At 39.6% G+C, this 21,068-nt stretch carries 21 protein-coding genes; 10 read left to right on the forward strand and 11 right to left on the reverse strand.

What is annotated here, in order from left to right:
- Nucleotides 1–38 precede the first annotated feature (38 nt).
- The 7 genes from mtnN to acuR all read right to left on the reverse strand — a co-directional run bounded on the left by mtnN (nucleotide 39) and on the right by acuR (nucleotide 6,299).
- Nucleotides 39–770, reverse strand: coding sequence for a 5'-methylthioadenosine/S-adenosylhomocysteine nucleosidase (gene mtnN, locus ESZ36_RS04005; protein ID WP_146783884.1), 732 nt, complete (start codon nucleotides 768–770; stop codon nucleotides 39–41).
- Between the two features lie 77 nt (nucleotides 771–847).
- Nucleotides 848–1,597 carry a pantothenate kinase gene (locus ESZ36_RS04010; RefSeq protein ID WP_146783887.1) on the reverse strand — a complete coding sequence of 250 codons (750 nt, stop codon included), beginning with the start codon at nucleotides 1,595–1,597 and terminating at the stop codon, nucleotides 848–850.
- Complete coding sequence (gene birA / locus ESZ36_RS04015) at nucleotides 1,594–2,595, reverse strand: bifunctional biotin--[acetyl-CoA-carboxylase] ligase/biotin operon repressor BirA (RefSeq protein WP_146783890.1); 1,002 nt, start codon at nucleotides 2,593–2,595, stop codon at nucleotides 1,594–1,596. Before birA ends, ESZ36_RS04010 begins: the two co-directional genes overlap by 4 nt.
- Nucleotides 2,588–3,706, reverse strand: a complete 1,119-nt coding sequence (gene murB / locus ESZ36_RS04020) for a UDP-N-acetylmuramate dehydrogenase (RefSeq protein ID WP_246128985.1) — start codon at nucleotides 3,704–3,706, stop codon at nucleotides 2,588–2,590. Before murB ends, birA begins: the two co-directional genes overlap by 8 nt.
- Nucleotides 3,707–3,853: 147 nt before the next feature.
- Nucleotides 3,854–4,510 carry a nitroreductase family protein gene (locus tag ESZ36_RS04025; protein ID WP_146783893.1) on the reverse strand — a complete coding sequence of 219 codons (657 nt, stop codon included), beginning with the start codon at nucleotides 4,508–4,510 and terminating at the stop codon, nucleotides 3,854–3,856.
- Nucleotides 4,511–4,647: 137 nt separating this feature from the next.
- Nucleotides 4,648–5,631, reverse strand: a complete 984-nt coding sequence (gene acuI, locus ESZ36_RS04030) for an acrylyl-CoA reductase (NADPH) (protein WP_146783896.1) — start codon at nucleotides 5,629–5,631, stop codon at nucleotides 4,648–4,650.
- A gap of 44 nt (nucleotides 5,632–5,675) precedes the next feature.
- Complete coding sequence (gene acuR, locus ESZ36_RS04035) at nucleotides 5,676–6,299, reverse strand: acrylate utilization transcriptional regulator AcuR (protein ID WP_146783898.1); 624 nt, start codon at nucleotides 6,297–6,299, stop codon at nucleotides 5,676–5,678.
- A 329-nt stretch (nucleotides 6,300–6,628) separates the two neighbouring features.
- On the opposite strand from acuR, the gene ESZ36_RS04040 reads away from it, so the two are divergent.
- From ESZ36_RS04040 to ESZ36_RS04055, 4 genes are all read left to right on the forward strand, one after another.
- Nucleotides 6,629–6,967 (forward strand): hypothetical protein, encoded by a 339-nt coding sequence (locus tag ESZ36_RS04040; protein ID WP_146783901.1) that lies wholly within the window; start codon nucleotides 6,629–6,631, stop codon nucleotides 6,965–6,967.
- 110 nt (nucleotides 6,968–7,077) lie between these two features.
- Entirely contained in the window at nucleotides 7,078–7,740 is a 663-nt protein-coding gene (pspA, locus tag ESZ36_RS04045; RefSeq protein WP_146783904.1) for a phage shock protein PspA, read from the forward strand.
- Nucleotides 7,741–7,833: 93 nt separating this feature from the next.
- Complete coding sequence (locus ESZ36_RS04050) at nucleotides 7,834–8,064, forward strand: PspC domain-containing protein (RefSeq protein ID WP_052056231.1); 231 nt, start codon at nucleotides 7,834–7,836, stop codon at nucleotides 8,062–8,064.
- Between the two features lie 38 nt (nucleotides 8,065–8,102).
- Complete coding sequence (locus ESZ36_RS04055) at nucleotides 8,103–8,459, forward strand: hypothetical protein (protein ID WP_146783907.1); 357 nt, start codon at nucleotides 8,103–8,105, stop codon at nucleotides 8,457–8,459.
- A gap of 71 nt (nucleotides 8,460–8,530) precedes the next feature.
- Here ESZ36_RS04055 and ESZ36_RS04060 read toward each other — a convergent pair whose 3' ends face one another.
- Nucleotides 8,531–9,268 carry an enoyl-CoA hydratase-related protein gene (locus ESZ36_RS04060; protein WP_146783910.1) on the reverse strand — a complete coding sequence of 246 codons (738 nt, stop codon included), beginning with the start codon at nucleotides 9,266–9,268 and terminating at the stop codon, nucleotides 8,531–8,533.
- Between the two features lie 81 nt (nucleotides 9,269–9,349).
- Between ESZ36_RS04060 and ESZ36_RS04065 the strand changes: the two genes are divergently transcribed.
- The 3 genes from ESZ36_RS04065 to ESZ36_RS04075 are packed head-to-tail and all read left to right on the forward strand — an operon-like array spanning nucleotide 9,350 to nucleotide 11,579.
- Nucleotides 9,350–9,793 (forward strand): copper chaperone PCu(A)C, encoded by a 444-nt coding sequence (locus tag ESZ36_RS04065; protein ID WP_146783913.1) that lies wholly within the window; start codon nucleotides 9,350–9,352, stop codon nucleotides 9,791–9,793.
- 33 nt (nucleotides 9,794–9,826) lie between these two features.
- Nucleotides 9,827–10,819 carry a DUF2333 family protein gene (locus ESZ36_RS04070; RefSeq protein WP_011045481.1) on the forward strand — a complete coding sequence of 331 codons (993 nt, stop codon included), beginning with the start codon at nucleotides 9,827–9,829 and terminating at the stop codon, nucleotides 10,817–10,819.
- 4 nt (nucleotides 10,820–10,823) lie between these two features.
- Nucleotides 10,824–11,579: a TIGR04219 family outer membrane beta-barrel protein gene (locus ESZ36_RS04075; RefSeq protein ID WP_146783916.1), complete on the forward strand. Its 756-nt coding sequence runs from the start codon at nucleotides 10,824–10,826 to the stop codon at nucleotides 11,577–11,579.
- 96 nt (nucleotides 11,580–11,675) lie between these two features.
- Here the strand turns inward: ESZ36_RS04075 and ESZ36_RS04080 are convergent, their stop codons facing one another.
- Nucleotides 11,676–12,329: a lytic transglycosylase domain-containing protein gene (locus ESZ36_RS04080; RefSeq protein WP_146783920.1), complete on the reverse strand. Its 654-nt coding sequence runs from the start codon at nucleotides 12,327–12,329 to the stop codon at nucleotides 11,676–11,678.
- Nucleotides 12,330–12,480: 151 nt separating this feature from the next.
- Here ESZ36_RS04080 and ESZ36_RS04085 point away from each other — a divergent pair, with 151 nt between their 5' ends.
- From ESZ36_RS04085 to ESZ36_RS04095, 3 genes are read left to right on the forward strand one after another with little or no spacing between them, the layout of a single operon-like run.
- On the forward strand, nucleotides 12,481–14,319 hold the full coding sequence (locus ESZ36_RS04085; RefSeq protein ID WP_146783923.1) for an assimilatory sulfite reductase (NADPH) flavoprotein subunit: 1,839 nt from the start codon (nucleotides 12,481–12,483) through the stop codon (nucleotides 14,317–14,319).
- Nucleotides 14,319–16,073 carry an assimilatory sulfite reductase (NADPH) hemoprotein subunit gene (cysI, locus tag ESZ36_RS04090; RefSeq protein ID WP_146783926.1) on the forward strand — a complete coding sequence of 585 codons (1,755 nt, stop codon included), beginning with the start codon at nucleotides 14,319–14,321 and terminating at the stop codon, nucleotides 16,071–16,073. Before ESZ36_RS04085 ends, cysI begins: the two co-directional genes overlap by 1 nt.
- The gene (locus ESZ36_RS04095) at nucleotides 16,066–16,827 is read left to right on the forward strand and encodes a phosphoadenylyl-sulfate reductase (RefSeq protein ID WP_146783929.1); all 762 of its coding nucleotides are present in this window, start codon (nucleotides 16,066–16,068) and stop codon (nucleotides 16,825–16,827) included. Before cysI ends, ESZ36_RS04095 begins: the two co-directional genes overlap by 8 nt.
- Before the next feature lie 1,026 nt (nucleotides 16,828–17,853).
- Here ESZ36_RS04095 and ESZ36_RS04100 read toward each other — a convergent pair.
- Nucleotides 17,854–19,341 (reverse strand): BCCT family transporter, encoded by a 1,488-nt coding sequence (locus tag ESZ36_RS04100; protein ID WP_146783932.1) that lies wholly within the window; start codon nucleotides 19,339–19,341, stop codon nucleotides 17,854–17,856.
- 480 nt (nucleotides 19,342–19,821) lie between these two features.
- Nucleotides 19,822–20,799, reverse strand: coding sequence for an elongation factor P--(R)-beta-lysine ligase (gene epmA, locus ESZ36_RS04105; RefSeq protein WP_146783935.1), 978 nt, complete (start codon nucleotides 20,797–20,799; stop codon nucleotides 19,822–19,824).
- Between the last annotated feature and the right edge of the window lie 269 nt (nucleotides 20,800–21,068).

Here is a 21,068-nt window from a genome sequence, read left to right on the forward strand (position 1 = left end):
CCTTTTCAGTTGCCAACTTCTAGTTTTAAGTAACGTGCTTAGGCTGCGCTAAGTGCTTTACCTTTAAGTTGTTCTAACATATTTAGTACGAGTTGCGATGAGTTGACCGCCGCTGTTTCTAAATACTCTTCAAAGGTATGTGGTGATTCTTTACCAGCAATATCAGAAAGCGAGCGAATAACAACAAAAGGAGTTTTAAGCTGTAAACACGCTTGTGCTATCGCAGCACCTTCCATTTCAACCGCTGCCATAGTGGGGAAATTAGCACGTGCTTTGGCGACATCTTCTTCTTTAGTCATGAAAGTATCACCTGTAGTGATCAACCCTGTTACCGCTTTAATGCTCTGCCCAGCTGTTTGGCTTAATTGTTCAATGCCTTTTTTTGCTGCTGCCACTAAATCTCCATGTGGCATAAATGCCGCAGGATTGGCTGGTAATTGGCCAACTTCATAGCCAAAGGCAGTAAGGTCTACATCGTGATAGCGAACTTCTGAGCTCACGACAATATCTCCCACTTTTAAGGTCGCATCGAAGCCACCAGCAGAGCCAGTGTTAACAACATAATCAACCTGAAAACGGTCAATTAATATCGCGGTTGCTAACGCCGCAGCTACTTTGCCGATACCTGATTGAACAATAACAACATCACTACCGTCTAATTGACCTTGATGAAAAGTGTAACCTGCATGGTCGGTGCTTTTGGCATCGGTTAATTTTGCTTTTAAAATGGCAACTTCTGGCTCCATTGCGCCAATAATTCCTGCTTTCATGATAATTCCTAACTGTGTTTAATTTAATTAAGCAGATGATATCTGCTCATATCACTATGACAAGGTCATAGCTTGTTTTATGCATATTCCTGCAAACCGTAGAAAATCAAATTATCGATAAATTGGATGTTTTCTACCGCAACGGTAATTCCAGTTGTCTGTGCTAACAATAACGTTGTTAATGCCTTACCATCGCCACCTGTCAATATAATGCGATTAATATCACCTAATTGCTTTGCTTGTTCAATTGCTTGTTCAACCATACCCAAAGTTGCTGCCCAACAAGCGTTATTGACATTATCAGTTGTGTTAGCGCCAAATGCTAAGCTAGGCATTACTTTGCTTTTTGCATGAACCAAAGTGCTATGGCTTAAAATACTAGTAAACAGTGCGTTAATACCCGCTAATATCCAACCACCTTGGTGCTGACCATTACTTGCCAATAAATCAACAGTGGTCGCAGTGCCTGCATCTATTATTAATACATTTTCCTGTGGGTAAAGATGCATAGTCCCTAATAGGGCGAGCCAGCGATCTATGCCTAGGGTTGTTGGCTCTTGATACGCTGAAATCAACGCGTTTTTTTGCTGTTCACTGTGCACTTGTTTATAGCTAATTTTTTCTCTTGCACACCAAGTAGCAAGTTCATCGGTTAATGCCGACTTAGCCACATTGGCAACTATTAACTGGCTAGCTTGGCTGAAGTATTTTGTAAAATATTTTGCAGAAAATTCATTATTATTTAACTGCGTAGTCGCTGATAACTCACCATTAATGAGCTGCACATATTTCGTTCGGCTATTGCCGATATCAATTAATAGGATCATTCGTCCATCCTAAGACTGACTTCACCGCCGTAGACTGGTTTAACTTGCCCATCTACCTCTAACAATAAAGCACCTTGGTTATTAACCCCTCGACATATGCCGTGAGTTACTCGTTCGCCGGTCATCAATTTTACCCGCTTATTTAAAAAAGAATCATGAGCATGCCACTCTTCTAACATAGGCACTAAACCCACTTGCTGATGTTGTTGTAATCGCTTTCGTAAACAACTAATTAATTGTGCACTGAGCCCATTTCTATCAATTTTGACTTTACTGTGTGATTGCAAATCTGTCCATTTTTGTTCAATTAATTTACCTGCTGCTGCTGGCATATGCAGATTTAAGCCAATGCCAATTACGCAGTGACTAGGCTCTAACGCCTGCCCTTCAAGATCAATTAAGATACCTGCGAGCTTTACGCCATCAAGATAAATATCATTAGGCCACTTCAATTGAACTTGTACGTTACTATGAGCTTTTACTGCATCGCTGACCGCTAGTGCCGTGACTAAACTTAATCCCATTGCCCCTGATAAGCCTTGTTCTAAGTACCAGTACATAGACAAGTAAATTTGTGAGCCAAAAGGTGAAATCCACTGTCGACCTCGACGACCTCGACCAGCGCTCTGATATTCAGCTAAACAAACCTGTCCTGATGATACTTGATTGGGCAAACGCCTCATTAAATAGTCATTGGTGGAATCAATTAAGCTATGCACTTCAATCAATGGCAAGTCGCTTTGCTTTGCAGCCTGCTGGTTCGCTTCATCGGCCAATAGATTGATAATTATCTCTTTCTCTAATAAATACAGCGGTTGCGCCAGCTTGTAACCTTTGCCAGTGACACTGTAAATATCTAAGCCTATTTCAGTTAATACTTTAATATGTTTAGCGATAGCAGTACGGCTGATCCCTAACTGCTCACCAAGCAATTGTCCTGAAACAAATTGGCCTGAGGCTAATGACTTAACTAAGTGCTCTTTAACTGTTTTAGTCATCGCGATTCCCTCTAATAGAATTAATATCTTCAATAGGATTTGAATCACTCAACGATGAGAATGATCTCTCACCTTTATGGGTAATCATGCGTACTTCTGGTATTAAGGATACTGAGAATTTTGCTGCTACTTTTCGTTGGATGTACTTAGCTAAACTAATAATGTCTGCACCTAAGTCACTACCATAGTTAACCAGAACTAGGGCTTGTTGTTGATGAACACCAACGGCGCCATGGCGAAATCCTTTTAATCCCGCTTGATCAATTAACCAACCAGCGGCCAGTTTTATCTCACCGTTTTTCTGAGGGTAATGGGGGATTTTCGGGTATTTCTGCTGTAATTGAGCAAAGTCTGCATCATTAACTATGGGGTTTTTAAAGAAGCTACCTGCATTAGGTAACTCTTTAGGATCAGGTAATTTGCTACTGCGTAATGCAATGACTTGCGCCATCACTTGTTTAGCCGTGCTATCTTTTGCAAGAATATCTAGTCCCGCGTAAGAAAGGTTTGCTTGCCATGCTTTCGGAAAATTAAAGGTCACTTGAGTAATTAAACCCTTGTTATAACGTTCCTGCTTAAAAATGCTATCTCGGTAGGCAAATCGGCAAGCTTGTTTAGTGAGCGACTGCAGTGTTTTACTGGCAAATTCATACCACTGTATTTCTTGACAAAAATCAGCAAACTCTACCCCATAAGCACCAATATTTTGCACTGGCGCTGCACCAACACTGCCGGGAATCAAGGCTAAATTCTCTAAGCCATAAATACCCTGTTCTAGACAAAAACACACAAGGTCATGCCAATTTTCTGCTGCACCAACTGTGACGACAAAGCGATCATCTTGTTCAAGAATACTGATACCGTTAAATTTCGGCTGAATAATAATGGGCGCTTGAGATTCTACAAACAGCGTATTACTACCTTCACCAAGAATATAAAACTTGTCTGAGGTATTGCCAGCCGATAAATCAGGTAATTGCTGTAATTCTGCCAAGGAGCTTGGGAAATAGATGCGCGAGCAACTCGCCTTAATATTAAAGCTGTTACTGCTTTTTAGGGAGTAATTTTGGTTTGAGTGCATAGCCATGAAAATGAAAAATGAAAGAATCATTATTGTACTGAAAAATCTACTTAACTCCAATTATTCACAACGATTAACCAAGATAAGGTAACAAAGAATTTCTTGTTACCTTATTTACATGAATGACTTATTTTATTTATTACTCGCACTTTCTGAGTTATTTACTCTTCACATAGACTAAATGCGTACTAAAACATCTTTAAGGGCTAAACGAGATTTTGGTAAATTGGCGTTAAAATCTTCTTCCGGGTGATGATAACCAATAGCCAATGCTACATCACATTGATAACCATCAAGCTCTTTGCTAAATTCTTTATTCACTAACTCAATATCAATACCTTCCATTGGTGTGGAATCAATTTTCAGTCGAGCAAGTATATGAAGAGTATTACCTAAAGCTAAGTAAGTTTGTGCTTTGGTCCAAGTACTGGTATCGCCAGATTCGCTAGTATTAAGCTCTGCAAAAAGGAAACCACCAAACGCCGCTTCGCGTTTTTCATGCGATGTACGCTTATCGGCAATGCCTTTATCTACCACCTTGGCATAATCCTCACGATTATATTTAGGATTATAAGCAAACAAAATCATCTGTGAGCTATCAAATACATGCGGTAGATTATAGTGATGCATGTTGGCGAATGTTTTACTCATACGGGTTTTTGCTTCATCACTTTCAAGTACAATAAACTTCCATGGCTGGGAATTAATAGACGAAGCTGAAAGACGCATTGCTTCATATAGGACATCTAAATCTACCGGTGGGATTTTTCTCGTTGCGTCGTATTTTTTTACCGTATGGCGGTTAGCAAGATCTTCGATAATCGGGTGAGTCATAGTGATTCCATCAAGATAAGTAATATCAACATAAGGTAGTAGCTATGACATTGATATTCAATGCCGCTAAGGTGTTTTTTACTTAACTTTAACCTTAGCGACCATTTTTATTGCAGAAGTATTACTTCATTTGGAGGCTATTTATTTACGTCAACTACAACACGACCAGTAACGTTACCATCAAGTAACTTACTTGCTACGTCAATGGACTCTTCTAAACTAATCACTTCTGCTATCGATTCCATTTCCGTTGCGGGTAAAATTTCCGATAGTTTTTTCCATGCTGCCACTCTGTCTGCTCTAGGACGCATAACACTATCAACACCTAATAGAGAAACACCTCTAAGAATAAACGGAGCAACTGTTGCTGGTAAATCCATGCCTTGTGCTAAACCACAAGCTGCAACAGCACCACCATATTGGATGCTTGCGCAAACGTTGGCAAGAGTATGACTGCCTATAGAGTCAATTGCGCCAGCCCATTTTTCTTTCATTAACGGTTTACCTGGAGCCGATAATTCTGCTCTATCGATAATCTCAGTCGCGCCTAAATTAGTTAAATAATCATGTTGTTTACTACTACCTGTTGAAGCTACAACTGAGTAACCCATTAAGGAAAGTAGTTTCACCGCGAAACTACCAACACCACCAGTGGCACCCGTCACAAGGATTTTACCACTTTGAGGTGTAATGCCGCTTTTTTCTAATGCTTGGATGCACAACATGGCAGTATAACCTGCGGTACCAATTGACATTGCCTGCAGAGGTGAAATGGCTTCTGGTAAAGGAATTAACCAGTCACTATTTACTTTCGCTTTTTGTGATAAGCCACCCATATGCTTTTCACCAACACCAAAGCCGTTAAGTAATACCTTATCGCCGACTTTGAACTCATCACTCTCACTGTGCTCAACAATGCCGCTGAAATCTACCCCTGGTATCATAGGAAAACTTCTTACTACGGGACCTTTCCCGGTAATAGCTAAGGCATCTTTATAATTAAGCGTGCTATATAGGACTTTTACTGAGACATTGCCTTGGGATAGAGTTTCCTCAGGTAATTCAGTGATCGATGTTTTGTAACCATTTTCATCTTTATTTACCAGTAAACATTTAAACATATGAATCTCCAATATAGACCGATCGTCTATTAATTAATAAAAAATTATTTTTTCAACAACTGTAAAAAATGATTGATAAAAAGATCAATCGGCTGAGTTGTTTGTACTAATTTGCAGCGACTTACCGCACCTTCCCAACCAATCCAAAAAAACTCTGCTAACGAGTGACGCTCTTCTTGTTCAGCATCCGGGCAAAGTACATTGAGGTGATCAGAGATTTTACTCTGCCAGCCTTGCATCACCATGATTAATTTATCACGGTGACTATCAGGTAAAACGGCAATTTCTTGCTCTAGGTTGCCAACTAAACAACCACGATTAAAGTTATATCGTTCGATACCCGCTTTAGCATCATCAACAAAACTTATTAACCTTTGTTCAGGCGCTAACTGTTCATTTTTTAAATGTGAATCCAATTTGCGGCAGAAATAGTCATCATAATAGTCAATTACCGCTAAACCAAAAACTTCTTTATTGGCAAAGTAATAATAGAAAGATCCCTTAGGTACAGACACTTTTTTTAATATCTGATCTAAACCCGATGAAGCAAAACCAAATTGCGTAAAGTGCTCAACGCCACTACTGATTAATTCAGTTTTGGTATTAGTGGTATCTCGGCCAGACTTTGCAGGCCTGCCTCTTCGTTTTTTAATAGTATCTAATTGCATAAATCAATATTAGACCGATCGTCTATTTAAATGCAAGCATTAATTTGTATAAATAATAAACAAGGCAATAAACCCAGCCGTATAGTAAATGGTCAAATAGACTATATCTATGGTCAATTTAACTAAAAAATTAAAATATTTTCCCTTGCGGGATTTTCACATAAGTAATAGTAAATAATATATTCAATAATTATCAACAACTTAAAATATTATTAATCTTTGGCACAGCACTTGTAATAGCTATTACATACCAGACGATGTTTAACATCCAAATAGAAAAATAGCACTACAACGTAACCAACAAATACAAAGAGAAGAAGGAATTTATTATGAGCACATTTAACATGACTAAAAATACTAGCAGCAAAATTAAAGATGTAAGCCTTGCATTAGTACTTATCGGATCTTTAATGGGCGCCACGCTAAGCACTGGCGTTAATGCAGCACCTTTACCTGATGTTGAAAAAGCCGTAAGCGACTTTATTGTTGCCCAAGGAGAAAAAATGATTACTGAATTAAATACGCAATTACAGCAATCAATAGATATCGAAATTGAAGAATTCTCAGCTAATTTTTCATTTGAGAATGCGTCAACTTGGTTAGCAGCAGAGCAAAAAGTGAAGCAAGCTACACCAGCAGTTAACGACGATAGCAAAGAAGCTAATTAAGAAGCTAACATAGCTTTGAACCAACTTAATAACATGTAATTAAATTGCATGTTATTAAATTACAAAACTAAATATTTAAACTAAGTATCAAAAATAAGCAGGAGAAAACTATGGGATTATTCAGCCGTTTTACCGACATTGTTAATGCAAATTTAAACAGCATGTTAGACAAAGCCGAGCATCCAGAAAAAATGATTCGTTTGATCATTGGCGAAATGGAAGAAACATTAGTTGAAGTACGTTCAACTGCAGCCAAAAATATTGCTGAACAAAAGACCTTAGCAAGAAAAGTTAAAACGACTCAAGAAGGCATAGCCCATTGGCATGACAAAGCAGAGATCGCGTTAAGTAAAGGTCGAGAAGATTTAGCAAAATCAGCACTGGCACAAAAACATAAATGCCAAGCTGAATTAACTCAATTAGATACAGAAAACGCACAATTAACTGACTTGTTGACCGCCATACAAGAAGATGCACAACGTTTGCAAGATAAGCTTAACGAAGCCAAACGTCGTCAAGAAGCATTAAGACTTCGTCAAGAGTCAGCTGAAGTAAGATTAAAGGTGCGGGAAAAAGCTGTGATTCACAATATTGATGAAGCAATGGCCAAATTTGAACGTTACCAACAAAAAATTGATCATCTTGAAGCGCAAGTTGAATCTTATGATTTAACAGAGAATAAAGATTTATCAACACAGATATCTGATCTTGAGCAAGACGATAGCATTGAGGCGGAATTAGCTGAAATGAAAAAGAAAGTAGTTAACGGTTAACGATTTAATATAGCAACTCCCTCGTTTAGGCGAGGGCAGTCATTTTATAAAAGTAACAGTGTAAAAGTTAGAGTGCAAAACTAAGGAGTTCCCATGAGATATGACAGAGAATATTCAAGTATAAAAAGTGTTCGCCAGACCTTATGTAAAGACGTAGCAAATAAAAAATTGACTGGTGTCTGTGCAGGTATTGCCAAATATTATGACTTTCCTCGATTAGCTGTGCGCATTGCCGCTATCGCCGCACTGATTATGTTACCCGTAGTCACGGGTGTTGCGTATGTCGTAGCAAGTATGTTGTTACCTAACAGCAAATATTATTAATCTAGATAATTTTTCATCTCTATAAAAGTGAGGAAACTATGAGCTTCTTTAAGTCCTTAATACTGGCAATTTTCGCGACTATCTTCTTAACCTATGTTTTTGGTGTTGGCATGTTGGAGTTAATGGACTTGCATGTGATGATGGACGGTGAAGCCGTTGAACCACTAAAAGCCATAGGAGTTTCAGCGTTAATTGTTGTGGTATTAGTTGTGGCCGCACTAGGAATTGTATTAAGTGTTTTTGGTGGCATGATATTTATTGGCTTGGTTATCTTTGGAAGCATTGCCATGGTGACTGTAGGCATATTTTGGCCAATTCTGTTAATGGCAGTAGTTATCTGGCTGCTTACTCGAAATAAAAGTAGTCGAAATAAAAACACTAAGCAGTATGCTTAGTGTTTAATACTTAATACCCAGTAAAAGCAGCAATAATCTAACAAGGTAGATTTAAATAATATCGCTCAACTTTATTTGAAAAATTTAGCTAGAATATTTTTACATTCATCCGACTTAACTAAATGAGAAAACGCTTGGCTTTCTTCACTAAGAACCTGGCTCAATGCTAATTTGTTCCCTTGACGAATTAATCGTCGACTAGTCATTACTGACTCAACAGGCAAATTGGCAATGGCTTGGGCAACATCGGATGTTAGCGCTAATAGCTCATCTGGCTGACACGTTTGGTTAGTAATGCCATAACTCAATGCTTGCTCTGCGTTAAACGTTTGACCAAGCACCATTAATTCAAAGGCTTTATTTGGGCCAACTTTTTGAGTTAATAACAAACTAGAGCCCGCTTCAGGACATAAACCTAGTTGGGTAAAAGGCAGTTTAAATTTACTATTATTAGCCGCAATAACCATATCACAATGCAATAATAAAGTAGTACCAATACCCACCGCAACGCCAGCAACACCGGCAACTAGAGGTTTAGTAAATTCTGACAAAACTTTAACAAAAGCAAGGGCGGCTAATTCGTCATCAGCTGAACATTGAATAAAATCATGCAAGTCATTACCGGCACAAAAGCACTGTTCATTTCCTTGAATGACCAAGCAATGAATACTTGATGTTTGCTCTGCATAAGCGAAATACTGACAGAGTTGTTTATACATATCGTTAGTTAATGCATTTTTTTTATCAATACGATTCAAGGTAATTGTAAAAACACCTTGGTTTTCTGTCGTTAAAATCAAATTATCCATTTGCCACCAGTTTAGTTACATAGGTTTATCAATACGGTATAGTCAAACTCTAATACTTGTTATCAGGGATGTATAGGTACAATGAGAAATATTCACTATAGAAAAATCGGTATCTTTTTCACTTTATTGTTCGGAATGATAACTAATGTCTACGCAACAAGCCCGATTACAGTGACCGATGGATATATTAAAGCAAGTATACCTGGCAGTGACATTACCGCCGCTTATATGACTATAAGTAATACTGGTGATAAAGCGATAACATTACAAGAGGTCAGCAGTACAATCTCTGATCGTATTGAAATTCATGAACACAGCATGGCTGACGGTATGATGCGTATGCGTGAGGTCGGTGAAATTACCATCAAGGCTCACAGTAAAGTTATTCTTCAACCATCAGGATTACACCTCATGATTTTTTCATTAAAACATCCAATGAAAGAAAAAAGTGTTATTCCATTAACATTAAAGTTCTCAAATAAAACAAACATTAATATTCAATTACCTGTTTATCGTTTTAAATAGTACAATACCAACAACCTCATCCTTGGAGTGGATATGAAAACAATGTTTTCTACAAAATCAATTGTCTGGGCCTTTACTGGCATCTTTTTTCTTCTATATGGCATTGGTGTTTATTGGAGCACTGCTCCTATGTCCATCAATATTCACGCTGAAGTAACACAAGCAGCTAAAGCTGAAAATGTTGCCCCTGTTGTTGGCTACACCACCACCACTGCATTGATAAAAGTCAGTGAAGCACTATTAAATAAGCCTGGTGGTTATTTATCAAATGACATTATGCCTCCTTCACTCTTTTTAGATAATATGCCTGCTTGGGAGTTCGGTGTATTAGAGATGGTCCGTGATATAGCATTAGTTATGCGTAAAGACTTTAGCCGTTCTCAATCACAATCCCTTGTTAACAAGCACTTACTCGAAGCACAACCACGTTTTAATATCGATAGTGAAAGTTGGGCTGTACCGAGTGCAGAGTCTGAATATGGAGAAGCTATTAAGCAACTTTATGCCTATCGTTCGGCATTGGTTAGCACTAATGGTAATAAAGCTCAGTTTTATGCTCGTGCCGATAACCTACGTGCCTATATTGAAGAAGTTCAAAAGCGTTTAGGTGGTTACTCTCACCGCTTAAGCTTGAGCGTAGGTCGTGAACAGGTCAATACTGATTTAGCTGGTGATAAACCCGCAGAGCAATCAAGCCAAGGTGACTCTCATTTGCAACTGCAAACAAGTTGGTGGCAAATAGATGATGTATTCTATGAAGCTAGAGGTGCTACTTGGGCATTACTGCAATTACTTAGAGCCATTGAAATAGATTTTAATAGCGTGTTAGAAAACAAAAATGCCAAAATTAGCTTACAGCAAATTATTCGCGAGCTAGAGGCAAGCCAAGAATCAGTATGGAGCCCAATGATTTTAAACGGTAGTGGCTTTGGTCTTCTTGCCAATCACTCACTGGTAATGGCTAACTATATTTCTCGCGCAAATGCAGCATTAATCGATTTAAATGAACTTTTAACCAAAGGATAATGACATGAAAAAGACTTTACTCGCTGGCAGCTTAGCGGCACTAATGTGTGGCGCTGCCCAAGCCGATACTCTATTAGGTTTATATATCGGCGGCCAAATCTGGTCTAACGAAGCCAGCGGTAGCTTTGGTGAAGGAGCTGATAATCAATCAGTTTTTGAATTTGATGATGAAAACCAAGGCAGCTTCTACGTCGCTTTTGAGCACCCAATTCCATTAATTCCTAATATTAAAATAGCATCAACAACACTTGATACGGTTGGTGGTACTACATTAAATGACAGCTTTAAGTTTGATGGTATTACTTATAATGCTAACGCAACTTTAGATACTACGTTAGATGCCAGCTTCGTTGATTACACTCTTTATTATGAAGTATTTGACAACGATTTGTTAACCTTTGATTTTGGTTTAACTGCGCGTGATTTAGACGCTAACATTCAAGTCATAGAACCTGAAACTCGATTACAAAGTGATTTAGATGTCTCTGGCATTATCCCAATGTTTTATGTATCAACTATTGTTGGTCTACCTTTTACCGGGTTAAACATTTTCGCCGATGCTAACTTTATTAGTTATGACGACCAAACTGTTTATGATGCCCAAATTGGCGTGAGCTATGCCGTGTTAGACAACCTTGCAGTCGATTTTGATGTGACACTTGGTTACCGCACTGTCAAAATAGAATTAGATGATTTAGATAACTTCTACAGTGATTTAACTTATGACGGTTTCTTTGCTGGTGCCGTAGTTCATTTTTAGAACTTAGCCATAATAAGCAATATAAGCAAACATAAAATAAAAGCCGCTGATATTATAAATATCAACGGCTTTTTTATGTGCAAATAAATGTAGCAACTATCTATTAAGATGAGAAAATCGTCCATAACGCTGGTGTAAAATACCGACCCGCTCTACATACACTTGGGTTTCTTTATAGGGCGGAATACCACCGTGACGTTTAACTGCGCCTTCTCCTGCATTATAAGCTGCTGAAGCCAATTTATTATCACCCTTATATTTTCTGAGTAAGCGTGCCAAATGTTTAACCCCACCCTTAATATTCTGCTGAGCACTTAAAGAATTCTTCACGCCTAATTCTCTGGCGGTGGCTGGCATCAATTGCATTAGGCCTTGAGCGCCCTGCTTAGATACAGCTTGGGGATTAAAATGCGACTCTGCATGGATAACGGCTCGAACAAAAGCAGGGTCTATATCATATTTCAACGCAGCCTTATTTATATCATTCTTATAAGGCTGTAAATAAAGGGTTGCTTTGCGCCAGTCAATTAATGAATCAACTTCGCAGGCATAACAATCAAATCGATAACGACTAAAATCAACATCAAGTGGTTCGATATCAGAGAAAGACGTTACCCCTGAGGTTGATTTATAGGTATAAATATTTGCTGCTTTTTTTTCAAAAGCGTAACTGACGCTTACAGACGTAGCTAAAATTAGGAACAAACCTAAGCGGCAACATTGAAATTGTTCCCTTGAAAATCGTCTCATCACCCCTCCTTATTCAATACACTTAACATAGACTAAAATCCTTTCATAATTCTATATTCCATTTTGGAATAAAAAATCGCTATCTATTCCTTTTGATCTGAATGAAATTTGTCTATTCTTCATCCATCAATTGTCATGGGTGAAAATAGTTATGTTGCCAAAGCAGCGCTTATTAAATCAAAATACATCAAATTCAGCAAACAATAGTAGTGCCTTAGATGCAAATCAATTAGCTTCACTACAACAAACCGTTGCTGATTATTCATCACTACAACTTGCTTGGGCAAGTGGTTATTTAGCAGCGAAAAGCGAACAAGGCCATAATGCCCAAATCGCACCAGCTGCGCCAGCTATTGCTGCAAAGACCTTAACTATTTTGTATGCCTCGCAAACAGGTAATGCTAAAGGTGTTGCTAGTAAACTTGGGCAAAGCGCAAAAGCAGCAGGTATTAATGTTGTACTTAAAAACATTGCTGACTATAAAGCCAAAGGCTTAAAAAATGAAAGTCATCTGTTGATAGTAGCCAGTACTAATGGTGAAGGTGAAGCACCAGATGATGCCATTGAATTTCATGAATATTTATTAGGTAAAAAAGCACCTAAATTACCTAACCTTAGCTATAGCGTATTAGCGTTAGGTGACAGCAGTTATGAGTTCTTCTGCCAAACAGGTAAAGACTTTGACGAACGTCTACAAGCGTTAGGTGCTAAACAAGTTACCCCTCGCGTTGACTGTGATGTTGATTATGACAGCGAATGCGAAAGCTGGACCTTAAGTATTGTTGAATCCTTAAAAGATGAGCTTACCCAAGTCTCTTCAGGTTCAGATAATGTTGTCGATTTACCAACAGCAGGCGCTGCTAGTCAATATTCAAAGCAAAACCCGTTCGCGGCAGAGTTTTCATTAAGCCAAAAGATCACTGGCCGAGATTCAGCCAAAGATGTACGCCATATTGAAATTGATTTAGGCGAGTCAGGTTTAACGTATCAAGTAGGTGATGCATTAGGTGTTTGGTTTGAAAATGACGAAGCATTAGTATCAACATTACTGAATGAACTTAGCTTTTCTGGCAATGAAAAAATCAGCTTAAAAGTATCTGGTAACGAACAAGAGTTTACTTTAAAAGATGCATTAATTAGCCAATTAGAAATTACTCAAACAGCACCATCATTTATCGAATTTTGGGCTGAGCTTTCAAAGAATGCAGAATTAGTTACTGTTGCTAGTGATAAAAATTCAGCACGTGAATTTGCCGGTGAGCATCAAATAATTGATGTCGTTAGCTTGGCAAAAGCTGATGTAGAGCCACAAACTTTTGTTGATGCTTTACGTAAGATAACACCACGCTTGTATTCAATCGCTTCAGCGCAATCTGAAGTTGAAGAAGAAGTTCACTTAACTGTTGGTGTCGTTAGTTATGATGCTAACGGTGATACACGTACTGGTGGTGCATCAGGTTTCTTAACTGAACGTTTGGAAGAAGGTCAAAAAGTACGTGTTTTTGTTGAACACAATGACAACTTCCGCTTACCACAATCCGATGATACGCCAGTAATTATGATTGGACCAGGTACAGGTGTAGCGCCATTTAGAGCCTTTATGCAAGAACGTGAAGCGCGTGATGCCAACGGTGATAACTGGATGTTTTTTGGTGATCAAACTTTCACTCAAGACTTCTTATATCAAGTTGAATGGCAAAATTATTTGAAATCAGGTTTATTAACACGCATGGACGTAGCCTTTTCTCGCGACCAAGCTGAAAAAGTTTACGTACAAGACCGATTAAAAGAACAAGCAAGTGATATTTTTGCTTGGTTAGAACGTGGTGCACACTTATATATTTGTGGTGATGCTAATCGTATGGCCAAAGATGTTCATCAAACCTTGGTGGAAATCATCCAAGAGCACGGTAAATTAAGTGCAGAACAAGCAGAAGACTATTTAAAATCACTTAGATCTAATAAGCGTTACCAGAAGGATGTTTACTAATGAGCAGCAATTTCACCCAAGTTGAAAACCCAGTATTGGTTGTTGAAGGTAAGCAGGCCGATAACGAACGCTTGAAAGCGGAAAGTGATTACTTACGTGGTACGATCAAAGAAGACCTGCAAGACAGAATGACGGGTGGCTTCACCAGCGATAACTTCCAGTTGATACGTACTCACGGTATGTATCAGCAAGACGATCGTGATATTCGTGCCGAGCGTCAAAAGCAAAAGCTTGAACCATTACATAACGTTATGCTTCGCGCGCGTTTACCAGGTGGTATTATCAATCCAACACAATGGTTGGCTATTGATAAATTTGCTGATGATTATACTTCATACGGTAGTATTCGCTTAACAACGCGTCAAACATTTCAATTTCATGGTGTACTAAAACCAAATATTAAATTGATGCACCAAACACTGAACAGCGTTGGTTTAGATTCAATTGCGACTGCGGGTGATGTTAACCGTAACGTACTTTGTACTTCTAACCCTGTTGAATCAACCTTGCATCAAGAAGCTTACGAATGGGCAACTAAAATCAGTGAGCATTTATTACCAAAAACGCGTGCTTATGCTGAAATTTGGTTAGATGAAGAGAAAGTTGAAACGACTGAAGCAGATGAAATCGAGCCTATTTTAGGTAGTAATTATTTACCACGTAAGTTTAAAACAACCGTAGTAATTCCACCTAATAACGACATTGATGTACATGCCAATGATTTAAACTTTGTTGCTATCAGCGAAGGTGGTGAGTTAATTGGTTTTAACGTACTTGTTGGTGGTGGCTTAGCCATGACTCATGGTGATAAAGCAACTTACCCTCGTTGTGCCGATGATTTTGGTTTTATTCCAAAAGAACATACATTAGCGATTGCCGAAGCCGTTGTTACTACTCAACGTGATTGGGGTAACCGTGTTAACCGTAAAAACGCTAAAACTAAATATACTTTAGATAGAGTTGGTGCTGATACGTTTAAAGCTGAAGTGGAACGCAGAGCAGGTATTGAGTTCTCTGAATCTCGTTCATATGAATTTACTCACCGTGGCGATAGCTTTGGTTGGGTTGAAGGTATTGATGGTAAAAACCACCTGACCCTATTCATTGAAAATGGTCGTATTCTTGATTTCAACGATGCTAATTCTGGTAGTAAAGCGTTAAAAACAGGTATGCGTGAAATCGCCAAAATACATAAAGGCGATTTCCGTTTAACTGCAAACCAAAACTTAATTGTTGCCGGTGTTTCTGCAGAAGATAAAGCTATTATTGAACAACTTGCTCGTGAGCACGGTTTAATTAATGACGGTGTTTCTAATCAGCGTAAGAGCTCAATGGCCTGTGTTGCCTTTCCTACTTGTCCATTAGCTATGGCTGAAGCTGAGCGTTACTTACCTGGTTTAGTCGATGATGTTGAAGCTATTCTTGAAAAGAATGGCCTGAAAGACGACAGTATTATCTTACGTGTTACGGGTTGTCCAAATGGTTGTGGCCGTGCCATGCTTGCTGAAATCGGTTTAGTCGGTAAAGGTCCTGGTAAGTACAATATGTACTTAGGTAGTGATTTAGCCGGTAGTCGTGTACCAAAATTATACAAAGAAAATGTTGATGAGGCTGGCGTATTGAGTGAAATTGATGCGTTAAGTGCTCGTTGGTCTGCAGAACGTAATGACGGTGAAGCATTTGGTGATTTTGTTATTCGTGCAGGTATCGTTGAACAAGTTATTGTGAGCTTTAGGGATTTTCACCATGCTTAATACCACAACAGGTATTGCCGATAAAGAGCTTACCAGCCCTTTTGAAGTAGCCTTTCCTCATCCTGCTATAGGAGAGTGGAATCAATCTTTGGAAAAACAAACAGCGATTGCTCGTGCAGAGTGGGCAATGGAAAACTTGCCAGGTCAGTTTGTTTTATCTTCAAGCTTCGGCATTCAGTCTGCTGTGATGTTGCACTTACTTACTCAAGTAGATAGTAATATTCCAGTGTTGATTACAGATACAGGACATTTGTTTCCTGAAACCTATCGATTCATTGAGCAACTGACTGATCGTTTGAACTTGAACTTACAAGTCTATCAAGCAAAAGAAAGTGCCGCATGGCAACAAGCCAAGTACGGTGATGAATGGGCGCAAAGTGATGATGCACTTAAAGCGTATAACCGACGTAATAAAGTTGAGCCTTTAGAGCGCGGGTTATCTGACTTAAATGCTAATACTTGGTTTTCTGGTGTTCGTCGTCAACAATCGGCTCACCGAGAAGGTTTGTCTGTCGTGGGTACACTGCGTGGTCGTTATAAAGTACATCCAATTATTGATTGGAGTAATAAAGACGTGCATGAATACCTAACTAAACACAATTTACCTTACCATCCACTTTGGGATGAGGGTTATGTATCGGTTGGTGATGTTCACAGCACTAAACCATTAACACTGGGTATGACCGAAGAAGAAACACGCTTTGGTGGTGGTCAACGTGAGTGTGGTTTACATACTGACGGTGATGGTATTTAATTACCCAGTTAATTTATTATCTTAGCCGTAAAAATAAAAAGCTAAAAGAGCCACTCTTTTAGCTTTTTTTATGCCTGTTAATCGACTTATTCATTCAAAACAAGCACGAGATTTCTGGTGATTACTTGATGGCTTGCAGTTTTGTTTCTCTGCTTGACGTCGCGGTGGCGACCACACCCAAGGGGCGACGTACCGCCGCGTCTCCCCTTGGAACCCCTGCGACGCCCTACTCAGCAGAACATTCAGCTTTCAATTTCAACTAGCGTAAACCACGATTCCTGCCGCTAAGCTCATGGTACAAGTCGTCCATGAACAACGACAGCCCTCGACGTCCTCAACCATTGCTAGTTGGAGATTGAATTGCTGAGATGGGATTTGGAGTGTTTAGCACGGATAGCTGACATAACAGTTGTCATCCCCGTGGTTACTTAGTCGGGGATCCAGTTCTTAGTGACATAGATTCCCGACAAGACACTTCGGGAATGACGGTGGACTTTCCGGCTTATCAACAACCACCAAGTCTGCTTGAACAAACGCTGAAATGAATGAAAGTGTTCACGTATGTTCATCAGGGATGATGAACAAAGCGCTGTCGGCACATGGATGTGCCATCAGCGCTGTTACGTCGATAACACTTGAGTGAATTGAAGAATACGTTTGTTAGCAGCTCCGAGGGATTCCAAAGGGAGGCCGGAGGCAGTCTCACTCTTTCTTCTGGGTGTCGTCGCCACCGCGACAAATCATTTTAGTAGATACTTATTCTATTTATTCACTGACATAATGCCTTCTCATACCACTTTGGCGACAAAAGCAAAAATTGGGGTAAGGTCAGGAATAAGATCCCAAAGGAGACGCTGGCAAGCTTCACAGATTTCAACAAGTCATTAACTTTCCCAAGACATAAAAGAGTTATCGCCCACCACACTCTATTTCACGCTTAGGTATCCTTTTTGAGAAACAGCCAGACAAGGACGCCGACGAATAAAAAAACGTTAATATTTAGCAAGGTATCCACCAATTGCATACTCATTTGAAGGTCTCCTTTTTTAGCTCTTTGATAAAACAGACGACGATTAACAAAATGATGTAAATGAACGGCAAGGCACCTAAGGCGATAATGCTTTTGACAGCGGAGATGCTGTTGGAGAAGATCATTACTAACCCAAGTGCCCCCAAAATACCCCCCCAGATCAGTTTAGTATTCGTGGATGGGTTGAGGTTACCACCACTGGAAAACATTGAGAGTACAAACGCTGCACTGACTACGCTCGTCACTACAAAGAGAAAGGCTGCAATAACAGTCGCACTAATAGTCAGCACGGAAAACGGCAACTTTTCGAGGACAAAAAACGTGGTGCTATCGATGTTAGTTTCAATCACATCTAGAATTGCTATGTCCGTTTCCAAGGCCCCATAAAACCCGATACTACCAAAAGCCCCGAACCAGAAAATCGAGAAAACCGACGGTACCACAACCACACCGAGAATAAATTCCTTGATGGTCCTTCCCTTAGAAATACGAGCGATGAATACGCCTACGAACGGCGACCAGGCCAGCCACCATACCATGTAAGTGAGGGTCCAGGACTGAAACCAGTTGCCCGCTACTTCATCATAAAAGGTCAGTGTTTGAAAACCCTGGGTAAGGACTCTTGATAAGTAATCGCCTGCCCCACCCATAATCCCACCCATAATGTAATGGGTAGGTCCGGCGAGGATGACGAAGAACAACAAACAGCCCGCGATGGTCATAGCCGTATTAGAGAGCAGAGCCATCCCCTTGCCCAAATCAACGGTCAGCGGGCCGAGGTAGGCGATAAGCAGCAGCCCAAAAATGATCATACTGAGGGTCATTCCAGGCTTTTCCAGTCCGAACAGAGACACCACGCCGGCCTGGACTTGAAATACGCCAATGGCGATGGATCCGCCTACACCAATGGCGATCGCGGTGATAGCCATGAGGTCGCTGAAACCACCCACCAACTTCGGCCAGCCTTTATCTCCGAAGACATACCGGATGGGAGCACTGATAAGATTAGGCGTTCCCTTACGGAAACTGAAATAGGCAATGATAAGGCCAACCGTGGCGTATATGGACCACGCATGCAGCCCCCAGTGAAAGTTCGTGGAAAAAAGTGCATTCTGTGCCGCGTCTGGTTCGCTCATGTAGGGTAAAAAGGATTTATAGTGGAACAGAGGTTCGGCACTACCAAAATATAGAAGCCCAACTCCCATGCCTGCGGCAAAGAGCATTGTAAGCCAGCTCACTGTAGAGAACTCAGGCTCATCGTCATCCTTGCCCAGTTTTATGCTCCCGTACTTGGAAAAAGCTAGCCAGATACACAAGAATACCAGCAGGCAGACGGTCAGCATGATGAACCAACCTCGACTATTGAACATGATCCCGACCACCGTCGCAGAAAATGCCGCCAAGCCAGCCGTATCAGCGATACCCCACACGGCGATTCCACCGGTTAAAATCAATGAGAGCAGAAGGGTTGGATTCTTGAACATGAGGTTTCCTTTCCGTGTTGACCAATTAAAAATAGTGACTATATCTGATCTAATCTATTAAGAAGGTTAATAAGCCCGGTCTATATTTCATAGCCTTCCTCCTATCGCCGCCCATTTAATAATGGACTCAATATGTACGTTTGACTCTAGTATAGTCTTCACAGTTTTTACGATAAGCTTTATACGAAATATAATTTTATTGGCATAGGAAATTATATTCAGGCTTACTTAAATAACGCCGAGGCCCTCATTTATATAACTCTACTAATTCATTTGAAATTCTGATCTAGCCCCATAAAAATGGACGCGATAATTACGTCTAGCTGAAAAACTAAACCTGTAACCTCCGAACGAGCGCTTTATGATCATACACCTGTCTTTATCTAAATTTTTGAAAACGTCAACAATGCGCACGAAACTGTCTTTACAAACGCTAGAGCAATCTCAACATGGCTATGCCTTGGTTTGTATTATTTACCATTAAGCTCGTTCTATTGAAAAACTCTGCACTTCACTTATTTTTTTGATATCAAGCGCTAACATCACCAGTCTATCAATGCCTAGTGCAACACCTGAACACTGTGGTAATCCATGACTTAATGCCGCAATAAAGTTTTTATCTATGGGTTTAACGGGCAAACCTTGAGCTGCTCGTTTAGCATTATCTTCTTCAAACCTAACTTGTTGCTCGTTAGCATCAGTTAACTCATTAAAACCATTTACCAATTCAATACCCTTGAAGTAACATTCGAATCGCTGTGCGACTAGAGGATCTTCACTTGATATTTTTGCTAATGAGGCTTGAGCTATCGGAAAGTCATAGATAAATTGTGGCTCGTTAATACCAATGCTTGGTTCGATAATTTCAGTGAAGATGAACTGCAATAATAAGTCAGCATCATTCATTTCAATAAGCCAATCAGCAGCTTTTTCATGCTGATTTAGTACCTCAACAAGCTCATCAAAACTTGCTGTTAACGGATCAACAGAGACTGTTTTAAGGAAGATATCTTGATAGCTAGTAAATAATGCCTTATTACCACCTAAAACCACTTGTAGTAAATCAGCCACCTCAGACATCAAATCAAACTGATCAAAGCCAATACGGTACCATTCAAGCATTGTGAACTCAGGATTATGATTCTTACCTGACTCTTCATGACGGAATGCTTTAGCAATTTGAAAAATACAGCCATAACCTGAAGCAAGCAAACGCTTCATATGAAATTCTGGTGAGGTTTGTAAAAATAATTCGGTAGAGTGACCCGCTGGACTATCAGCTAAAAAATCATAATTGCAGGAGAGTGCATCCAAATAAACATCTGTCACTGTGCCCTGGGATAGTGCGGGGGTTTCCACTTCAATAACTTTACGCTCAGCGAAGAATTGTCTTATCTGCTGTAAGACTGCCGCGCGCTTTTGTGCGTTTTGCCAAGTCAGTGTACTTTGCCAGTTCATTGAAATTCCTTTGAAGTTTAGCGAGAAAACAGATAGATTTCCGACAATAGACCTCGGAAATGACGACTGATACTTTATAGTCTATTGCGAGGTAATCAATCAATTTACTTAATATATTTCTCAATAAATGGTTTTGAATTTAATCAAATTTCAGGCACAAAAAAGGCCGCGTTAGCGACCTTCCTTATTCGATATTATTTCTAATATGGATTTGTGTTTTAACAGATAATTTAACAAGACGTTGGCACGGAGTTGACGCTAGTCAATGA

The organism is Colwellia demingiae, assembly GCF_007954275.1.
GTDB lineage: Bacteria > Pseudomonadota > Gammaproteobacteria > Enterobacterales > Alteromonadaceae > Colwellia > Colwellia demingiae.

Bases quoted from the DNA above. Each gene is read 5' to 3' on its own strand.
- ESZ36_RS04040 (WP_146783901.1), top strand. From the start codon at position 6,629: ATGAGCACATTTAACATGACTAAAAATACTAGCAGCAAAATTAAAGAT.
- birA (WP_146783890.1), bottom strand. From the start codon at position 2,595: ATGACTAAAACAGTTAAAGAGCACTTAGTTAAGTCATTAGCCTCAGGC.
- pspA (WP_146783904.1), top strand. From the start codon at position 7,078: ATGGGATTATTCAGCCGTTTTACCGACATTGTTAATGCAAATTTAAAC.
- ESZ36_RS04060 (WP_146783910.1), bottom strand. From the start codon at position 9,268: ATGGATAATTTGATTTTAACGACAGAAAACCAAGGTGTTTTTACAATT.
- mtnN (WP_146783884.1), bottom strand. From the start codon at position 770: ATGAAAGCAGGAATTATTGGCGCAATGGAGCCAGAAGTTGCCATTTTA.
- ESZ36_RS04055 (WP_146783907.1), top strand. From the start codon at position 8,103: ATGAGCTTCTTTAAGTCCTTAATACTGGCAATTTTCGCGACTATCTTC.
- ESZ36_RS04010 (WP_146783887.1), bottom strand. From the start codon at position 1,597: ATGATCCTATTAATTGATATCGGCAATAGCCGAACGAAATATGTGCAG.
- ESZ36_RS04070 (WP_011045481.1), top strand. From the start codon at position 9,827: ATGAAAACAATGTTTTCTACAAAATCAATTGTCTGGGCCTTTACTGGC.
- ESZ36_RS04025 (WP_146783893.1), bottom strand. From the start codon at position 4,510: ATGACTCACCCGATTATCGAAGATCTTGCTAACCGCCATACGGTAAAA.
- ESZ36_RS04100 (WP_146783932.1), bottom strand. From the start codon at position 19,341: ATGTTCAAGAATCCAACCCTTCTGCTCTCATTGATTTTAACCGGTGGA.
- ESZ36_RS04080 (WP_146783920.1), bottom strand. From the start codon at position 12,329: ATGAGACGATTTTCAAGGGAACAATTTCAATGTTGCCGCTTAGGTTTG.
- ESZ36_RS04075 (WP_146783916.1), top strand. From the start codon at position 10,824: ATGAAAAAGACTTTACTCGCTGGCAGCTTAGCGGCACTAATGTGTGGC.
- acuR (WP_146783898.1), bottom strand. From the start codon at position 6,299: ATGCAATTAGATACTATTAAAAAACGAAGAGGCAGGCCTGCAAAGTCT.
- acuI (WP_146783896.1), bottom strand. From the start codon at position 5,631: ATGTTTAAATGTTTACTGGTAAATAAAGATGAAAATGGTTACAAAACA.
- murB (WP_246128985.1), bottom strand. From the start codon at position 3,706: ATGATTCTTTCATTTTTCATTTTCATGGCTATGCACTCAAACCAAAAT.
- ESZ36_RS04095 (WP_146783929.1), top strand. From the start codon at position 16,066: ATGCTTAATACCACAACAGGTATTGCCGATAAAGAGCTTACCAGCCCT.
- ESZ36_RS04085 (WP_146783923.1), top strand. From the start codon at position 12,481: ATGTTGCCAAAGCAGCGCTTATTAAATCAAAATACATCAAATTCAGCA.
- epmA (WP_146783935.1), bottom strand. From the start codon at position 20,799: ATGAACTGGCAAAGTACACTGACTTGGCAAAACGCACAAAAGCGCGCG.
- ESZ36_RS04065 (WP_146783913.1), top strand. From the start codon at position 9,350: ATGAGAAATATTCACTATAGAAAAATCGGTATCTTTTTCACTTTATTG.
- cysI (WP_146783926.1), top strand. From the start codon at position 14,319: ATGAGCAGCAATTTCACCCAAGTTGAAAACCCAGTATTGGTTGTTGAA.
- ESZ36_RS04050 (WP_052056231.1), top strand. From the start codon at position 7,834: ATGAGATATGACAGAGAATATTCAAGTATAAAAAGTGTTCGCCAGACC.